At 62.4% G+C, this 17,541-nt stretch carries 14 protein-coding genes; 5 read left to right on the top strand and 9 right to left on the bottom strand.

Annotated features, from left to right (window positions below):
• Positions 1-195: 195 nt before the first annotated feature.
• The 3 genes from BFP96_RS20910 to BFP96_RS20900 form a co-directional block, all read right to left on the bottom strand.
• A complete protein-coding gene (locus tag BFP96_RS20910; RefSeq protein WP_065893781.1) occupies positions 196-3,666 on the bottom strand; it encodes a hybrid sensor histidine kinase/response regulator in 3,471 nt (1,156 codons plus the stop codon).
• A 114-nt stretch (positions 3,667-3,780) separates the two neighbouring features.
• On the bottom strand, positions 3,781-4,164 hold the full coding sequence (locus BFP96_RS20905; protein WP_065893780.1) for a YbaN family protein: 384 nt from the start codon (positions 4,162-4,164) through the stop codon (positions 3,781-3,783).
• A gap of 20 nt (positions 4,165-4,184) precedes the next feature.
• The gene (locus tag BFP96_RS20900; protein ID WP_057721316.1) at positions 4,185-4,772 is read right to left on the bottom strand and encodes a UPF0149 family protein; all 588 of its coding nucleotides are present in this window, start codon (positions 4,770-4,772) and stop codon (positions 4,185-4,187) included.
• Between the two features lie 277 nt (positions 4,773-5,049).
• Here BFP96_RS20900 and recQ point away from each other — a divergent pair, with 277 nt between their 5' ends.
• Complete coding sequence (recQ, locus tag BFP96_RS20895) at positions 5,050-7,176, top strand: DNA helicase RecQ (protein ID WP_065893782.1); 2,127 nt, start codon at positions 5,050-5,052, stop codon at positions 7,174-7,176.
• Positions 7,177-7,297: 121 nt separating this feature from the next.
• A complete protein-coding gene (locus tag BFP96_RS20890) occupies positions 7,298-7,732 on the top strand; it encodes a MarR family transcriptional regulator (protein ID WP_065884521.1) in 435 nt (144 codons plus the stop codon).
• A 105-nt stretch (positions 7,733-7,837) separates the two neighbouring features.
• Here the strand turns inward: BFP96_RS20890 and BFP96_RS20885 are convergent, their stop codons facing one another.
• The gene (locus BFP96_RS20885; RefSeq protein WP_065936934.1) at positions 7,838-10,027 is read right to left on the bottom strand and encodes a patatin-like phospholipase family protein; all 2,190 of its coding nucleotides are present in this window, start codon (positions 10,025-10,027) and stop codon (positions 7,838-7,840) included.
• A gap of 83 nt (positions 10,028-10,110) precedes the next feature.
• On the opposite strand from BFP96_RS20885, the gene BFP96_RS20880 reads away from it, so the two are divergent.
• The gene (locus BFP96_RS20880; protein ID WP_065893778.1) at positions 10,111-10,398 is read left to right on the top strand and encodes a SelT/SelW/SelH family protein; all 288 of its coding nucleotides are present in this window, start codon (positions 10,111-10,113) and stop codon (positions 10,396-10,398) included.
• 2 nt (positions 10,399-10,400) lie between these two features.
• On the opposite strand, the gene BFP96_RS20875 is transcribed toward BFP96_RS20880, so the two are convergent.
• Both BFP96_RS20875 and BFP96_RS20870 read right to left on the bottom strand, forming a co-directional pair.
• A complete protein-coding gene (locus BFP96_RS20875; protein ID WP_065893777.1) occupies positions 10,401-11,282 on the bottom strand; it encodes a DMT family transporter in 882 nt (293 codons plus the stop codon).
• A 94-nt stretch (positions 11,283-11,376) separates the two neighbouring features.
• Positions 11,377-12,126: an AraC family transcriptional regulator gene (locus tag BFP96_RS20870; RefSeq protein WP_065936933.1), complete on the bottom strand. Its 750-nt coding sequence runs from the start codon at positions 12,124-12,126 to the stop codon at positions 11,377-11,379.
• A 137-nt stretch (positions 12,127-12,263) separates the two neighbouring features.
• Between BFP96_RS20870 and BFP96_RS20865 the strand changes: the two genes are divergently transcribed.
• Entirely contained in the window at positions 12,264-13,073 is an 810-nt protein-coding gene (locus tag BFP96_RS20865; protein WP_065884526.1) for a UDP-2,3-diacylglucosamine diphosphatase, read from the top strand.
• Positions 13,074-13,258: 185 nt separating this feature from the next.
• Here BFP96_RS20865 and BFP96_RS20860 read toward each other — a convergent pair whose 3' ends face one another.
• The 3 genes from BFP96_RS20860 to phhA form a co-directional block, all read right to left on the bottom strand.
• Positions 13,259-14,452 (bottom strand): amino acid aminotransferase, encoded by a 1,194-nt coding sequence (locus BFP96_RS20860; RefSeq protein WP_065936932.1) that lies wholly within the window; start codon positions 14,450-14,452, stop codon positions 13,259-13,261.
• Entirely contained in the window at positions 14,452-14,808 is a 357-nt protein-coding gene (locus BFP96_RS20855) for a 4a-hydroxytetrahydrobiopterin dehydratase (RefSeq protein ID WP_065884528.1), read from the bottom strand. Before BFP96_RS20855 ends, BFP96_RS20860 begins: the two co-directional genes overlap by 1 nt.
• Before the next feature lie 97 nt (positions 14,809-14,905).
• The gene (gene phhA, locus BFP96_RS20850) at positions 14,906-15,697 is read right to left on the bottom strand and encodes a phenylalanine 4-monooxygenase (RefSeq protein ID WP_065936931.1); all 792 of its coding nucleotides are present in this window, start codon (positions 15,695-15,697) and stop codon (positions 14,906-14,908) included.
• 257 nt (positions 15,698-15,954) lie between these two features.
• On the opposite strand from phhA, the gene BFP96_RS20845 reads away from it, so the two are divergent.
• Entirely contained in the window at positions 15,955-17,517 is a 1,563-nt protein-coding gene (locus BFP96_RS20845; RefSeq protein ID WP_065893773.1) for a sigma-54-dependent transcriptional regulator, read from the top strand.
• Positions 17,518-17,541: the final 24 nt, after the last annotated feature.

Raw genomic sequence — 17,541 nt, 5'->3', positions numbered from 1 at the left:
GAGGTGCCGAGTGGTGGGGCAAGAGCGTTTTGCTTACTTTTGCGCTTTTCAAAAGTGAGCCGCCGTAAGGGCGGAACCCTAAGTGGCCGTTACCTAAATAATGGATATGTACTCGATCTGATCCAACATCCTAGTCGGCCCAGAGGCCCCCATCGGGGGCAAGCCCCCTCCCACATTTGACTCAGTACAACCCTGTTAGAGGGGCAAATGCCGACTCAACAGCGCCCGCAACGCCGCCGGTTTCACCGGCTTGGCCAGGTAATCCAGCCCCGCCGCATGCACCTTGGCCACCATCTCCGCACGCCCATCGGCACTGATGACCACGCCGGGAATCGGCTCGGCCAATTCGGCGCGCAGCCAGCCCATCAATTCAGTACCGGTCTCGCCGTGGTCCAGGTGGTAATCCACCAACGCGAGTTGCGGGCGCATGCCTTCAGCCAACAGGGCCGCGCATTGCGCCTGGTCAGTGGCGGTCCACACCTCGCAACCCCAGCGTGTCAGCAAGCTGCGCATGCCGATCAGGATGCTTTCTTCGTTATCCACGCACAGTATGTGCGCGCCGCTGAGTGGCAGGCCATTTTCCTGCGCGGCCTTGACCGGTGCAGCGGTCTGGTTACGCGCCAACGGCACACGCACACTGAACACGCTGCCCTTGCCCGGCCACGAGCGTACGCTCAGGCGATGGCCCAGCACGCGGCACAGGCCGTCGGCAATCGCCAGGCCCAGGCCCAGGCCCTTTTCGGCGCGGGTCTGGTGACTGTCCAAGCGCTTGAATTCTTCGAAAATCACTTTCTGTTTATCCAGCGGGATGCCAGGGCCACGGTCCCAGACCTCCAGGCACAACTGGCCCTGGCGGCGACGTACGCCCAGCAGTACAGGCCCGTCGGCATAACGAAAGGCGTTGGTCAGGAAATTCTGCAGGATCCGCCGCAGCAACTTGATGTCGCTGTCCACCCGCAGGCGACTGCCGCGCAAACGAAAGCGCAAGCCTTGCTCCTGGGCCAATGCCTTGAATTCGGCGCCCAGGGTGTCGAATAACTCGTTGAGCACGAACGGCTGGCGTTGTGGATTGATCTTGCCGTTTTCCAGGCGCGAGATATCCAGCAAGTCGCTGATCAGATCCTCGGCCGAGCGCAACGAACTGTCCAAGTGCTGCACCAGCTGCCGGGCTTCGCTGGAAAGGCCTTCATGCTGATGGGACAGGGCGGCGGAGAACAGGCGTGCGGCGTTCAGCGGTTGCATCAAGTCGTGGCTGACGGCCGCCAGAAAACGGGTCTTCGACTGGCTGGCGGATTCGGCCACGCCCTTGGCCTCGGTCAGCGCGACGTTGAGCTGCGACAGTTCATGGGTGCGCTCGGTCACCCGTTGCTCCAGGCCTTCGTTGGCCTCGGTCAGCGCCTGTTCGGCTTCGCGGAACGCGGTAATGTCGGTGAAACTCATGACAAACCCGCCGCCTGGCATCGGGTTGCCGATCAATTCGATTACCCGTCCGTTGGGAAACAGCCGCTCTGACGTGTGCGCACGGCCCTGGCGCATCCAGTGCAGGCGTCGCGCCACATGCACTTGTGCCTCACCGGGGCCGCACAGGCCGCGCTCGGCGTTGTAGCGGATGATGTCGGCAATCGGCCGACCGACACTGATCAAGCCGTCGGGATAGTTGAACAGCTCCAGGTAGCGCCGGTTCCAGGCCACCAGCTTGAGTGACTGATCCACCACGCTGATGCCCTGGGTGATGTTTTCGATCGCACCCTGCAGCAGGGCGCGGTTGAATTGCAGCACCTCGGACGCTTCGTCGGCGATGCGTACCACGTCCTCCAGCTGCATGTCCCGCCCTTCAATGGCGGCTTTGACCACGGCGCGCGTGGACGACGCGCCGAGTACGCCGGCCAGCAAACGCTCGGTATGGGCGATCCAGTCGTTGTCGGCATTCTGGTTGGGGTTGAAGCCTTTGCCCTGGCGATAGGCAAACCGGATAAAGCTCTGCTGGGCCCGTTCTTCACCGACAAAGCGCGCCGACAGGCTGAGCAGGTCGCTGATCTGTACCGACAACATGGAACGGGCGCTGGCGCGCTGGCTGATTTCCTGACCGATAAAGCGCCCCGCCTGCCAATGCTCGGAGACCCGCGTGCGCGACAGCATCGACACCCATACAAACAACGTGAAATTACCCGCCAGGGAGAACACGGTGCCCAAGGTCAGCGAGGTCACGGAAAAGCCGAACGGATGCGAGTGCATCCAGGTGAGGCCGGGGAAAAGGCTCAGCGACCAGCCCAGGCTTTTCGCGGTAACCGGTAGGACCAGGGTGTAGAACCACAGGAACGTACCCGCCGCCAGGCCCGCGAATACCCCGCGCCGGTTGGCCTGTTTCCAGTACAGCGCGCCGAGCATCGCCGGTGCCAGCTGGGTCACGGCGGCAAACGCGATCTGGCCAATGGTCGCCAGGCTCGCGGTGGAACCCAGCAGTCGGTAGCTCACATAGGCCAGCAGCAGGATGATCACGATGCTGACCCGGCGCACCGACAGCATCCAGTGGCGGAACACTTCAAAGGGCCGTTCGGCGCTGGAGCGGCGCAACAGCCAGGGCAGCAGCATGTCGTTGGAGACCATGGTCGACAAGGCAATGCTGGCCACGATCACCATGCCGGTGGCCGCCGAGGCGCCGCCGATAAAGGCCAGTACGGCGAGGGCCGGGTGGGCTTCGGCCATCGGCAGGCTGATCACGTAGGAATCGGGCAGCACGGAGCCTGGCAACAGCATCTTGCCACCGAGGGCAATGGGGATCACGAACAGCGCGGCAAGGATCAAATAAGCCGGGAACACCCACTTGGCCAGGCGCAAGTCCTGCGGGTCGATATTCTCCACCACCGTCACATGAAATTGCCGAGGCAGGCAGATGATCGCCATCATCGCGACGCCGGTCTGCACCACCATCGACGGCCAGTTGATGGTCTCCTTCCAGTATTCCTCCAGGCGCGGCGCGAGCATCGCTTGGCTGAACAGGTCGCCGAAACCGTCGTACAGCCCGTAGGTCACAAACGCGCCGACCGCCAGAAACGCGAACAGCTTGACCAGCGATTCAAAGGCAATCGCCAGGACCATGCCCCGGTGGTGTTCGGTGGCGTCGAGGTTGCGGGTACCGAATACGATGGTGAACAGTGCCAGCACCAGCGACACCACCAAGGCGGTGTCCTGGGCCCGCGTGCCCGTGGTGTCGGGCCCGGAGCCGATCAACAGGTTCACGCCGAGCACGATGCCTTTGAGCTGCAGGGCGATATAAGGCAATACGCCGACCAGGCAGATCAACGCGACCACCACCGCCAGTGACTGGGATTTGCCGTAGCGTGCGGCGATAAAGTCGGCGATGGAGGTGATGTTTTCCTGCTTGCTGATCAGAATCATCTTCTGCAGCACCCAGGGCGCCAGCACCAGCAACAGCACCGGGCCCAGGTAGATCGGCAAGAATGCCCACAGCTGTTCGGCAGCCTGGCCCACCGCGCCGAAGAACGTCCAGCTGGTGCAATACACCGCCAGCGACAAGCTATACACCCACGCACGCACACGCGGCGGCAGCGGCGCATGGCGGCGGTCACCGTAAAAGGCGATGGCAAACATAATGGCCATATAGGCCAGGGCAACGGCGGCGATCAGCCCGCTGGACAGCGTCATGGTAACTCCGAGCATAGGGACACCCGGGCGGTGCGGGCCCGGTCGGACAGTCTCGCATGATGCTTGGGGTTAGTCAGTGTCGACCAAGGTCTGAGCGCGACGTGATGTCGCGGCTCAGCGAGGGGGCAGGGTTTTCTGGCGCAGGATATAAATTGTCACCAGCACCGCGCTGGTCAGCATGAACCCGCGTGCCCACGGCAACGGCACCAGGTAGCAGGACACGGTGATACTCAGCCACATCAAGCCGATGGCGTAGACCTTGCCCTTGAGCGGGATGCCATTGCCGTCCAGGTAATCACGGATCCAGGGCCCCAGGCGCGGGTGTTCCACCAGCCAGTGGTAGAAGCGCGGGGAGCTTCGAGCGAAGCAGGCGGCAGCCAGCAGGAGAAAGGGGGTCGTCGGCAATACCGGTAGGAAAATGCCGATCACCCCGAGCGCTACGCTCAGCCAGCCGATAGCCAGCAGCGCGTAACGCAGGAGCGGCGAGCGCTTGCCCATGGGGTCCACGGGCTAGCGACTCAGTGGTGACGTGGTTTGAGGATCGCCGGTTTTTCGTCAGGCGCGTTGCACAGCAGGTACAGCGCGGTGAGGGCTTCCGGGATCTGCACGATCATGTCGTCCATCAGGTTGGCGTCGGCGGCGATATCGGAAAACTCGGCTTCTTCTTCAAAAAGCCCCGAACCGACCATGATCGGCAGGAGCATTTCGCTGACTTCTTCCTCGGCGGTTTCGAACCAGGCGGCTTCGCGCAGGAACACGCCTTCCATGAAGCCGATGCACCAGCCGCGCAGGTCGGAGTCGTCCGGATCGTCGCCCAGGTCCAGTTCGCACGGCAGCTCGAACTCTTCATCGGAAGCCAGCTGGCGACTGATGTGGGCCTTGAGCGCCAGCAGGGTGGCTTCGATTTCTTCGCGCTGGGCGTCGTCGGCGTAATGGGGTTCTTCGGCGAACAGCGCGTCGATCCACTCACGGTCGGGGACGACTTCGGAGCAGATCGACAGCGCGGTCAGGTAGCCGTGGGCGGCCACATAGTCCAGCGCCTCGTCATGCAGCTCATCGGCGTCGAGGAAGGCTTGCAGGCGGGTTAGTTGCTCAGCGAAGGACATTGAAGAGTTACCTTGGGAATAAACGATGCTGAATTCTAGGCGTTCTTGAGCGCCCAGGCCAGCCGCACGGCATATTTGCCTGGTTTTAAACAGCGGTGGTCTATTCGTCAGTCACGCCCTTTGCCGGCGAACGCTCGGGTATACTGCCGCGTTTTGTGATGCCCCTGCAGGCCATGCGGCAATCCGGGAAAACTTCGCTTACGGATTATTTTCCATGAAAGCGGGTTTTTTCGGCCAGCCTGTACAGAGGGATTTGCGCACCATTTTGGAGTTTTACATGCTCGAGCAGGCTCAACGCGTCCTCAAGGACATCTTCGGCTACGACAGTTTTCGTGGCCGCCAGGGTGCGATCATTGAGCGCGTGGCCAGTGGCGGCGATGCCCTGGTCCTGATGCCTACCGGCGGCGGCAAGTCGTTGTGCTTCCAGGTGCCGGCGCTGTTGCGCAATGGCCTGGCCGTGGTGGTGTCGCCGCTGATCGCATTGATGGATGATCAGGTCGCCACCCTGGAAGAACTGGGTGTCGCCGCCGCTGCCTTGAACTCCACCCTCAGCGCCGAGCAGCAGCGCGACCTGGCCGCGCGGATCAAGCGCGGCGAAGTGAAGATGCTCTACCTGGCGCCGGAGCGGCTGGTGCAGCCGCGCATGCTGGCGTTCCTGCAGAGCCTGGAAATCGCCCTGTTCGCCATCGACGAAGCCCACTGTGTGTCGCAATGGGGCCACGATTTCCGCCGCGAATACCTGCAGCTCGGTCAACTGGCGGAGCTGTTCCCCGATGTGCCGCGTATCGCCCTGACCGCCACCGCCGACAAGCGTACCCGCGAAGAAATCGTCGAGCGCCTGCATTTGCAGAACGCCGAGCGCTTCCTGTCGAGCTTTGACCGCCCGAATATTTTCTACCGCATCGTGCCCAAGGAGCAGCCGCGCAAGCAGTTGCTCGCGTTTCTCTCCGAGCGGCGCAGCGATGCGGGCATCGTTTATTGCCTGTCACGCAAGAAGGTCGATGAAGTCGCCGCGTTCCTCTGTGAACAGGGTTACCCGGCGTTGCCCTATCACGCCGGCTTGCCCAACGAAACACGCTCGGCGCACCAGAAGCGCTTCCTCAACGAGGAAGGCCTGATCATGGTGGCGACCATCGCCTTCGGCATGGGTATCGACAAATCCAACGTGCGTTTCGTGGCGCACATGGACCTGCCCAAGTCTCTTGAGGCCTATTACCAGGAAACCGGCCGCGCCGGCCGTGACGGCTTGCCGGCGGATGCCTGGATGGTCTACGGCCTGCAGGACGTGGTGATGCTCAAGCAGATGCTGCAGAACTCCGAAGGCGATGAGCGCCACAAGCGCCTGGAGCAGCACAAGCTCGACGCCATGCTCTCGCTGTGTGAAGAGACCCGCTGCCGCCGCCAGACGCTGCTGGCGTATTTCGATGAAGACATGCCGCAACCCTGCGGCCACTGCGATAACTGCATCGATGGCGTGCAGACCTGGGACGCTACCGAGCCGGCGCGCCAGGCGTTGTCGACGATCTACCGCACCGGCCAGCGCTATGGCGTCGGCCACCTGGTGGATGTATTGCTGGGCAAGGACAACGAAAAGGTCCGCAGCTTCGGCCATGAGAAACTCTCGGTCTACGGCGTCGGCAAGGCCCGCGCCGAAGGCGAATGGCGTTCGCTGTTCCGCCAGATGGTCGCGCGCGGGCTGGTCGACATCGATATCGAGGGCTACGGTGGCCTGCGTCTTAACGACAGCTGCCGGCCCTTGCTCAAGGGCGAAGTCAGCCTGGAACTGCGCCGCGACCTCAAGCCGCAGACCACCGCCAAGAGCAGCACCAGCCAGGCCAGCCAACTGGTGCGTGGCGAGGAGCGCGAACAGTGGGAAGCCTTGCGGACCCTGCGGCGCAAGCTGGCGCAGGAGCACAGCGTGCCGCCCTACGTCATCTTCCCCGACTCGACCTTGCTCGAGATGCTGCGCGAGCAGCCCACCAGCATGGCCGAAATGGCCAGGGTCAGCGGCGTGGGCGCACGCAAGCTGGAGCGTTATGGCCAGGCCTTCCTCGAGGTGCTCGGCGGCCAGGCCGAAGCACCGAAGGAAATCGCCGATATCCGCCACGAACTGATCAGCCTGGCCCGCGCCGGCATGACCCCGATCCAGATCGCCGGCCAACTGCAATGCTCGGAAAAGAATGTGTATACGTTGCTGGCCGAAGCCATCGGCAAGCAGCAATTGTCCCTGGAGCAGGCCCTTGATTTGCCGGAGGATTTGCTTGGCGAAATCCAGGATGCCTTTCTCGACGGGGAGGGCGAATTGCCACCTGTGGCGGAGATCGCGCCGCTGTTTGCCGGACGGGTTCCCGAGGGTGTTTTGTACTGCGTACGTGCCGCTTTGCAGTCGGAATTCGAAATTTAGTGTGGCGATTACGACAATGTAACGAATCAGTACATACCGGGCCTTGCCTCCTGGCATGGCTCATGCTTAGCTGACTAATAATTAGCCACACTTTATTTTCAGTCTAAATCATGAGTTTTTTATGCCGTTAACCGATCAACACCGTTTTGGCATGCAGTTGGCGCAAATGTCCCGAGGTTGGCGCGCCGAGCTGGACCGCCGCTTGGCGGGGCTGGGCTTGTCCCAGGCGCGATGGCTGGTGCTGCTGCACCTGGCCCGTTTTACCGAAGCACCCACCCAGCGTGAACTGGCACAAAGTGTCGGCGTGGAAGGGCCAACCCTGGCGCGTCTGCTCGACAGCCTGGAAGGTCAGGGCCTGGTGCAACGCCAGGCCGTGGTGGAAGACCGCCGCGCCAAACGTATCCTGCTGTGTGACACGGCGCGCCCGTTGATCGACCAGATCGAGACCATCGCCACGGCGTTGCGCCATGAACTGTTCGTGGGGGTGGACGAAGAGGATCTGCGCGTATGCATGCGCGTCCATGGGCACATCCTGGCGAATCTGGAAAAGTCCTGATTCCAGTGAAGATCAAAAATGTGGGAGGGGGCAGTTGGAGCATTTTTTGACTGATACACCGCCATCGGGGGCAAGCCCCCTCCCACATTTGATTTGCGCAGCGTTCTAGAAGGTCTGGCCGAGGTTCAGGTACACCGCCTTCTGGTTGTCATCATTGAACCCATAGCTGAAATTCAACGGCCCCAGCGGCGTATCAAAGCCGAGGAATATGCTCGCCGCGTTGATGTAGCCGCTGTCGAACGCATTGTCGTTGTTCCACGCCCGGCCCCGTTCCACCGAGGCCCCGAGGTACAGCGGAAAATCCAGCGGCAGGTACGAGCGCGGCGTCAGGCGGCGGTAGTACACCGCGCGCATCAGGCTGATGTTCTGGGCCGAGATCGCGTCCTCGCGAAAGCCTGACAATTGTCGCGCGCCGCCCAGCAGGAAGCTGGACACCACCACATCCGAATCATCCAGGGTGCGTCCGTAGCGGCCACCAAGGATCAGCGTGTCCGGGCCGTGGCTCATGGCTTTGTCCAGCTTGAACTCCCATTGGCGGTAGCGCTGGTCCGAACCCAGCCCGGGTGCGAACTCACGGAAGGCCAGTCCGATGTCTTCGCCGGTGTGCGGGAAGTAGACGTTATCGAAAGAGTCGAACGAGTATTTCAACTCATAGAAACCCTCGCTGAAGCTCATGCTCGGCAGGTTGCGATCGCCGATGCGCACGTCCGCCTTGCCCCAGGCTTCTCCCACGCCGAAGCGGATTTCACCGCTGTTGCCGATCTGCCGTCCGACGTTCAGGCCGAAACCGTAGCGCTCCAGCCGGTATTCGGAAACGGGGTCGTTGTCCAGGGTCAGCTCGACGTTCTGCGCCTGAGCCCTGATATAGGGCGCGACAAAATAGCGCGAACCGGTGTCCATCGGTTGATAGAACTCGCTGTACAACTCCTGGCGATCACCGATCTGCACCCGCGTCAGCCATTCGGCGCCGAGGCGGTTGATCCCGTTCACCCGGTAGCTGGCGCCAAGGTTGAAGGCGCTGTCGCCGCGCATGTCATCTGACAGGTTCAGCCCCAGGCGCAGGTAGTCGGTGCCGCTGCGCTTGCCGCGCGCGCTGATGACCAGGGTATTGTCCTTGCCCTTTTTCACCACGCGGTATTGCACCTGCTCGAAGTAGTCCAGGCCGTACAGCGTGCCCATGTCCGATTGCAGGCGGCCCAGGTTGAGCGGTTCGCCCAACGTCTGGCGGATGTAGTAGCGGATCACGTCGTCGCTGACCTTGGAGTCGTTTTCCACGTCGATCGCGGTAATGATCGGCGTGCGTTCGCCCGGTGTGCGGGCGGCGGTCAGTTGCGCATCGACCGGCTCAGCGGGGCGCAGGTGTGCCAGGCGCAGGTCGAGGGCGCGGGTGGCGCGGTAGCCGGCGTCGATCATGTCCCTGGCGCGTCCGAAATCCGTCACGCCGTAGGCTGCCAGGGGCGGTTGGATCAAGACGTCCCTGGGGTGCAAGGCCTTGAGTTGTTCCTCGGAATTGCGCCGGGTCATCAGGGTGATGGACTGATTGAGCACATCGACCACGGTCGCCAATTGCTTGCGTGAGCGCAGCGGTGTGCCGATGTCCACCACGATGGCGATGTCCACGCCCATGTCCCGTGCCACGTCCAGGGGAATGTTGTCGGTCATGCCGCCGTCGACCAGCAGCCGCCCATCCAGCTCCACCGGCGCGAACACCGCGGGGATCGACATGCTGGCGCGTATCACCTGGGGCAGGTGGCCCTTGCTGAACACGACTTTTTCGCCGGTGGTGATGTCGGTGGCCACGGCGCGGAACGGAATCGGCAGCTTGTCGAAGTTACGCGTGTTGCTGCTGTGGGCGAACATGCTTTCCAGCAGCAGCGCCAGGTTCTGGCCCTGGATCACCCCCAGCGGCAGGCCGAGGCTGCCGTCGTCGCGGAAGCTGAGTTTCTGCTTGACCAGGAAATCGCGGTCATCCTGCTTGCGCCTGAACGGCACGTCTTCCCGGGGCGGTGCGTCGGACAGGGCCTGTTGCCAGTCGATACTGAGGGCGAGTTTTTCCAGCTCGTCGATCTTGTAGCCCGAGGCGTACAGCCCGCCAATCACCGCGCCCATGCTGGTGCCGGCAATCGCGTCGACCTGGATGCCTTGTTCTTCCAGCGCCTTGAGCACGCCGATATGCGAAAGGCCACGGGCGGCGCCGCCGGACAGCACCAGACCGATTTTCGGGCGCGGGCTTTCAACGGCGTCGGCGAGAAGGGGAAGCAGGCACAGGAACAGGCAGGACAACAAGCGGCGCATCATGAATCTCGAGGCTGGGCGATAAAGGCCGGTATTATAGCCACTCGATCCACTGACGCTGTCACCCAGGAGCCTTTCACGTTATGTCCGCCAGCAAACCCGAGATCGTGATCACCTATTGCACCCAGTGCCAGTGGCTGTTGCGTGCCGCGTGGCTGGCCCAGGAATTGTTGAGTACGTTTGCCGAGGACCTGGGCAGGGTGTCGCTGGAGCCGTCAACCGGCGGCGCGTTTCGTATCACCTGCGACGCTGTACAGATCTGGGAGCGCAAGGCCGATGGCGGTTTTCCGGAAGCCAAGGTGCTCAAGCAGCGTGTGCGCGATCAGATCGACCCGCAGCGCGACCTGGGGCATAACGACCGCACGCAGTGACGTCAGGTCGCCACCGGCTGTTTGGCCTGGCTCGCGCTGCCCATCAGGCCGGACAGCACGATGGCGACGATGATCAATGCGCCACCCAGCAGCATGCGCAGGGTAGGCGTTTCGGCAAACAGCAGCCAGGCCACGGTGATGCCGTAGACCGGTTCCATGGCAAACACCACCGAGGCGGTGCGCGCCTTGATCACCGCCAGGCTGGCGACGAACAGGCTGTGGGCCAGGCCGGTACAGAACACCCCGAGCAGGCCGATCCACAGCCAGTCCAGTGCGCGCACATCCGCCAGCCCCGGCGCCGCCACGGGCAACAGGCAGACCGCGACCACCACGTTCTGGCACAGCGCGGCCTGTACCGCCGGAATGCGTCCGGAGCTGGCGCGGTTGTTCAATGACAACAAGGCGAACAGCAGCCCCGATGCGATGCCCCAGAGCAAGCCGCCCGTGGCGTCGCTGGCCAGGTTGAAGTCCGGGGTCACCAGCACCAGGCCGATGCTGACCAGCGCTACCAGCACCATTTCATTGGCGCGAATCCGCTCGCGGAAGATCAGCCCTTCAAGGATCACCGTAAAGGCCGGGAAGGCGGCGAATCCCAGGGTCGCCACCGCCACCCCGGCGACCTTGACGGCGATGAAGAAGGTCACCCAGTGCGCGGCAAGCAGCACGCCGCTGACCAGCAGGCGGCGCCAGTCGCGCATCTGCAGGTGTTTCCACGGCGCATTGCTGGCAAAACGCGCGAACACCGCCAGGGCAATCACCGCAAACGCGGCACGCCCGAATACGATGATGGACGGTGAGGCGGCCGCCAGTTTGCCGAACACGCCGGTAAGGCCGAACATCAATGCGCCGATATGCAGGGCGCCGAGGGCTGAGCGGGGAGTCATTACGATGCCTACCAACGAAAGTGACCACCAGTCTAGAGGTTGGGTGAAAGGGATGTCTGTCGTGCGGCTCGCGATTTTTAGCGCGAAACTCTTCCTATGACGTTCGCCGCATTGTGCCCGGCGAGGCGCCAAACTCGCGCAACATGGCGGCAGCGAAGGCACTTTGCGAGCGGTAGCCCACGCGTGCGGCGATCTCACCCACGGGCAGCGGCGTCTCGCGCAGCAGCGTCAATGCCATTTGCAGGCGCTGGTGGCGCACGTAATCCATGGGGGTCTGCCCGCATTCGAGCATGAAGCGCGCGTGCAGGCGCGCCACCGACAGGCAGGCAATCCGTGCCAGGTCCGCGACATGCAGGGGGTGAGCGGCGTGGCGTTCGATATGCGCGTTGAACGCGGCATAAGGCAGGCGCCGCCCCGGCGGTGGCATCGCCTGCGGATGATTGAGGCTGGCGAGCAGCAGCAGCGCGCCTTGCCGGGCGATCAATGGATCCTGTATCGGGCTGCCGGCCAGCCATTGCACCAACTGGTGCTGGCGCGAATCCAGCGCCAGCCGGGCCGGCCGGTCGAGCAGGCGGCGACTGGCATCGGCGTGGTCACCCAGTGTCTGAAGCAGCCAATGCTCGGTTGGCACATCCAGCACCAGGCAGCGGCTACCGTCGCGGCTGCCGCAGGCGTGGTGAGCGGCAAACGGCAGGATCATCACGCTGCTTTCCTGCACCTGATCAGCGCAGCCAGCCACTTCGAAATCCAGGCGCCCGGACAGGCCAAACACCAATTGTGCATGGTCATGGCTGTGGGCGATGGGGGCATCGGTGTACTGGCGAAGCGTAAGACTGGGGCTCATTGCGCTCTCCTGGGCGGCAAGTCCCCAGTCTACATCGCTTAGGGGCGGCCAAGCGTTGTCATCAGACTGACGCGCAGTTGTCATGGGCTATTAACCACCAGGGCGCAAGCTCGCGAAAACAGCGTCGAGGGACCCCCATGACCCGTGCCGAATTCGCCAAACCCAGCCGCAAGCAGCGGGTGCGAACCCTGTGGATTTCCGACGTGCATCTGGGCACTCGGGACTGCCAGGCCGAGCATCTATCGCAGTTTCTCAAGGGTTATCACGCCGACAAGGTGTACCTGGTGGGCGACATTATTGATGGTTGGAAAATGCGTGGCGGCATGTACTGGCCCCAGGCTCACACCAACGTGATCCGCCGCCTGCTGACCATGGCCAAGCGCGGCACCGAGGTGATTTATGTCACCGGTAACCATGACGAATTTCTCAGGCGCTATTCCAAGTTGATCCTGGGCAATATCCAACTGGTGGACGAGGCGGTGCATGTCACGGCGGACGGTCGTCATCTGCTGGTGATTCACGGCGATCAGTTCGACGTGATCACCCGTTACCACCGCTGGCTCGCCTTCCTGGGGGACTCGGCCTACGAATTCACCCTGACCCTGAACCGCTGGCTCAATCATTGGCGGGCGCGCTATGGCTACGGTTATTGGTCGCTGTCGGCGTACTTGAAGCACAAGGTGAAAACCGCGGTGAGTTTTATCAGCGATTTCGAAGAGGCCATCGCCCACGAGGTAACCAAGCGTGAGTTGCATGGGGTGGTGTGCGGGCATATCCATCATGCCGAGATCCGCAAGGTGGGCGAGGTGGATTACCTGAACTGCGGGGATTGGGTGGAATCGTGCACGGCGTTGATCGAGCACTGGGATGGGCATATCGAGTTGTATCGGTTGGCGGATGCGCAGGCCAAAGAGGCGCTGCTCAAGGCTGAGATGGTCACAACCTGAAGTCTTGACTGGGTCAAATGTGGGAGGGGGCAAGCCCTGACGCCTGTAGGAGCGAGCTTGCTCGCGAAAAGCGTCAACGATAACGCGTGCTTCCTGAATGAACGCGTTGCCTGTGAGTTTTTCGCGAGCAAGCTCGCTCCTACACATGTTAGGGCAAGGCCCTCCCACATTTGGCCTCGGTTTCGTCAGCTGGAGACGTCGGCGATGGCTTGGGCCAGTAGCGTCAGCCGTGTGGCATCAACCCCGGCCACATTGGCCCGGCCCGAACTGACCATGTACACACTGTGCTTCTCCCGCAGTTGCCTGACCTGCTCGGCACTCAAGCCGGTGTAGGAGAACATCCCGCGCTGGGTGCCGATATGGGCAAACTGCTCGGCCAGGCCGTGGGGCGCCAGCGCTTCCACCAGTCCGGCGCGCAGTTGCGCGATGCGTGAACGCATGGCTTCGACTTCGTCGCTCCACTGCTGCTTGAGCTCGGCGTCGCCAAGGATGGTCGCAACCACAGCTGCCCCATGATCCGGCGGCGTCGACCACAGGTTGCGCGCCGTATTGGCGAGCTGGCTGCGCACGTCCGTGAGCTTCTCGGCATCCGCCGCACACACGATCAATGCACCCACGCGGTCGCAATACAAACCGAAGTTCTTCGAGCACGAACTGGTGATCAATACTTCCGGCAGCTCGGCGGCAAACAGGCGCACCGCCCAGGCGTCCTGCTCCAGGCCGTCGCCAAAGCCCTGGTAGGCAAAGTCGATCAGCGGCAGCAATTGGCGCTCGCGCACAATCTGCAGCACCTGGCGCCAGTCATCCCGGGACAGGTCGAACCCGGTCGGGTTGTGGCAGCAGGCGTGCAGCAGCACCACATCGCCCTTGGGCACACTGCTCAGGGTGGCCAGCATCGCCGCCACGTCCAGGCGATTGTCGCTGCCCACGTACGGGTAATGGCTGACCTTGAGCCCGGCCTTGGCGAAAATGGATTCGTGGATCGGCCAGGTCGGATTGCTCAGCCACACGCCACGGCCAGGCAGGCTCTGGGCGATAAAGTCGGCGCTCAGGCGCAGGGCGCCGGTGCCCCCTGGCGTCTGGGTGGCGCCGGCACGGCGTTCGGCGATCAACGCCGAATCGGCGCCCAGCACCAGTTCGCTGATCAGTGCGCCGAAGGCGGCATTGCCGTGCCCGCCAATGTAAGTCTTGGTGGCCTGGGTATCGACCAGGCGCTGCTCGGCACGTTTTACCGAGTCAGGGATCGGCGTCAGGCCCTGGTCGTCCTTGTAGACGCCCACGCCCAGGTCGAATTTGTCCGGGTTGGTGTCCTGGGCGAACAGGTCCATCAGCCCGAGAATCGGGTCGCCGGGCACGCGGCCAATCGCATCGAAGTGCATTACTTGCGGCCCTCGGCGCTCTTGGCCACTTCATCGGTGCGCGCGGCCATGATGAAGTCGTTGCGGTGCAGGCCCTTGATGGAGTGGCTCCACCAGGTCACGGTGACCTTGCCCCATTCGGTGAGCAGGCCCGGGTGATGGCCTTCGGCTTCGGCGATGTCACCTACGGCGTTGGTGAAGGCCAGGGCGAACTTGAAGTTCTTGAACAGGAAAACCTTTTCCAATTGCATCACGCCGTCGCGCACTTCGATGTTCCAGTCGGGGATCTGTTTGATCAGCACCGGCAGTTCTTCATCGCTGACTTGCGGGGCGTCGGCGCGGCAGGCTTCGCAATGGGCTTGGTTCAAGGTGGTCATTAAGGTGTCCTGAATTCGAATGATTGAAGGTCAGTTGCGCTACCCTAAAGCAACGCGGGGCCGGGGAACAGACTCACTTGGCCTAAAAAGGCACGGCTCAAGCAGCCTTGGGCTTTGGCGGAAATTTCGGTGCGTGCAGGCCCAACTGCATACCACGCTCGACCATGGCCATGATGTCTTCCTGCGCCACGTCGAACAGGCGCTTGAGCTCGGGCAATACGAAGTACAGCGGTTGCAGGATGTCGATGCGATAGGGCGTGCGCATCGCCTCCAGCGGATCGAAGGCCTGGCGTTCAGGCTCATCCGACAGGCAATACACACTTTCCTTGGGCGAAGACAGAATGCCGCCACCGTAGATGCGCAGGCCTTCGGGTGTGTTCACCAGGCCGAACTCGATGGTCATCCAGTACAGGCGCGCCAGGTACACCCGTTGCTCCTTGGTGGCTGCCAGGCCGAGCTTGCCGTAGGTGTGGGTGAATTCGGCGAACCAGGGGTTGGTCAGCAGCGGGCAGTGGCCGAAGATCTCGTGGAAAATATCCGGCTCTTGCAGGTAGTCCAGTTCTTCGCGGGTACGAATAAAGGTCGCCACCGGAAACTGCTTGCTGGCGAGCAATTCGAAGAAGGTCTGGAAGGGGATCAGCGCCGGCACGCGGGCGACTTGCCAGCCGGTAGTGTCGGCCAACACTTTGTTTATTTCGCCCAGTTGCGGGATGCGATCCAGGGGCAGGCCGAGTTTGTCGATGCCGTCCAGGTATTCCTGGCAGGCACGGCCCTCAATCACTTTCAGCTGGCGCGTGATCAGGGTATTCCACACCGCGTGTTCTTCCGGCGGGTAGTGGATAAAACCTTGCGCATCGGGCTCGCGGGCCACGTAGTGCGTCTGCTTCATACGGCTCTCCTGCTAGGCATTCGTTCTTGTTATGTCCTGCTGTGTCTCTATTGATAACCCGGGCGCGACGGGTTTCCACCGGGTTTAAAAGCCTTTGCGTAGGAAAAGTTACCGCATTTCGTAAACTATTCGTTACGTATCCAGGGCTCGCCGCAGCCATGGGCTGGGAAAACCCCGCGTACTGTCACATAATCTTGACGACTTTCTGCGCCCAGCGACAAAAAGGCGCGGCGCCTTACTCACTTTCGGGCCTTTTCATGCGTATCAAAGTGCATTGCCAGAACCGCATCGGCATCCTGCGGGACATCCTCAACCTGCTGGTGGAGTACGGCGTCAACGTGGCCAAGGGTGAGGTCGGCGGCGAGCATGGCAACGCCATCTACCTGTTCTGCCCGAACCTGGTGAACATGCAGTTCCAGGCGTTGCGCCCGCAGTTCGAGGCGATAGCCGGGGTGTTCGGCGTTAAAAGGGTAGGGCTGATGCCCAGCGAGCGTCGGCATATGGAGCTCAATGCGCTGCTGGGGGCCCTCGAGTTTCCGGTGCTGTCCATCGACATGGGCGGCTCGATCGTCGCCGCGAACCGTGCGGCGGCGCAGTTGCTGGGGGTTCGTGTGGACGAAGTGCCGGGCATTCCGCTGTCGCGCTACGCCGAAGACTTCGACTTGCCGGAGCTGGTGCGCGCGAGCAAATCGCGCATCAATGGCCTGCGGGTCAAGGTCAAGGGCGATGTGTTCCTGGCCGATATCGCGCCGCTGCAATCCTCTGAACACGACGACAGCGAAGCCATGGCCGGCGCGGTATTGACCCTGCACCGCGCCGACCGTGTAGGCGAGCGTATCTACAATGTACGCAAGCAGGAACTGCGCGGCTTCGACAGCATTTTTCAAAGCTCCAAAGTCATGGCGGCGGTGGTGCGTGAGGCGCGGCGCATGGCGCCGCTGGATGCGCCTCTATTAATAGAAGGCGAAACCGGTACCGGCAAGGAATTGCTGGCGCGGGCCTGTCACTTGGCGAGCCCGCGTGGGCAATCGCCCTTGATGGCGCTCAACTGCGCGGGCTTGCCGGAGTCGATGGCCGAGACCGAGCTGTTCGGCTACGGCCCCGGTGCATTCGAAGGCGCGCGGGCCGAAGGCAAACTTGGGCTGTTGGAATTGACGGCGGGCGGTACGTTGTTTCTCGACGGCGTGGGAGAAATGAGCGCACGCCTGCAGGTAAAGCTGCTGCGCTTTTTGCAGGACGGATGCTTTCGTCGCGTGGGCAGTGATGAAGAGGTGTACCTCGACGTTCGGGTGATCTGTGCGACCCAGGTCGATTTGTCCGAACTGTGCGCCCGTGGCGAATTCCGCCAGGACCTCTATCACCGCTTGAACGTGCTTTCGCTGCATATCCCGCCGTTGCGCGAATGCCTTGATGGGCTGGCGCCATTGGTCGAGCACTTTCTTGACCAGGCCAGCCGGCAGATCGGTTGCCCGCTGCCCAAATTGGCGCCGGCCGCGATGGACAAGCTCAGCCACTACCACTGGCCGGGGAATGTGCGCCAGTTGGAAAATGTGCTGTTCCAGGCCGTTTCGTTGTGCGAAGGCGGGACGGTCAAGGTTGAGCATATTCGCCTGCCCGATTATGGCGTGCGTCAGCCGCTTGGCGATTTTTCGTTGGAGGGCGGGTTGGAAGACATCGTCGGGCGGTTTGAAAAGGCCGTGCTCGAAGCGCTGTATGCCGAGCATCCGAGCAGCCGGCAATTGGGCAAGCGCCTGGGAGTTTCCCACACCACCGTCGCCAACAAACTGCGCGACTATGAAATCCTCAAGACCGATAAATAACCAATGTGGGAGGGGCGGTGCGAC

Origin of the sequence: Pseudomonas sp. 34 E 7, assembly GCF_900005715.1 — a bacterium.
Taxonomy (GTDB): domain Bacteria; phylum Pseudomonadota; class Gammaproteobacteria; order Pseudomonadales; family Pseudomonadaceae; genus Aquipseudomonas; species Aquipseudomonas orientalis_A.
Note: the sequence above shows the minus strand (reverse complement) of the source record. Positions and strands in the feature narration are given on the sequence as shown.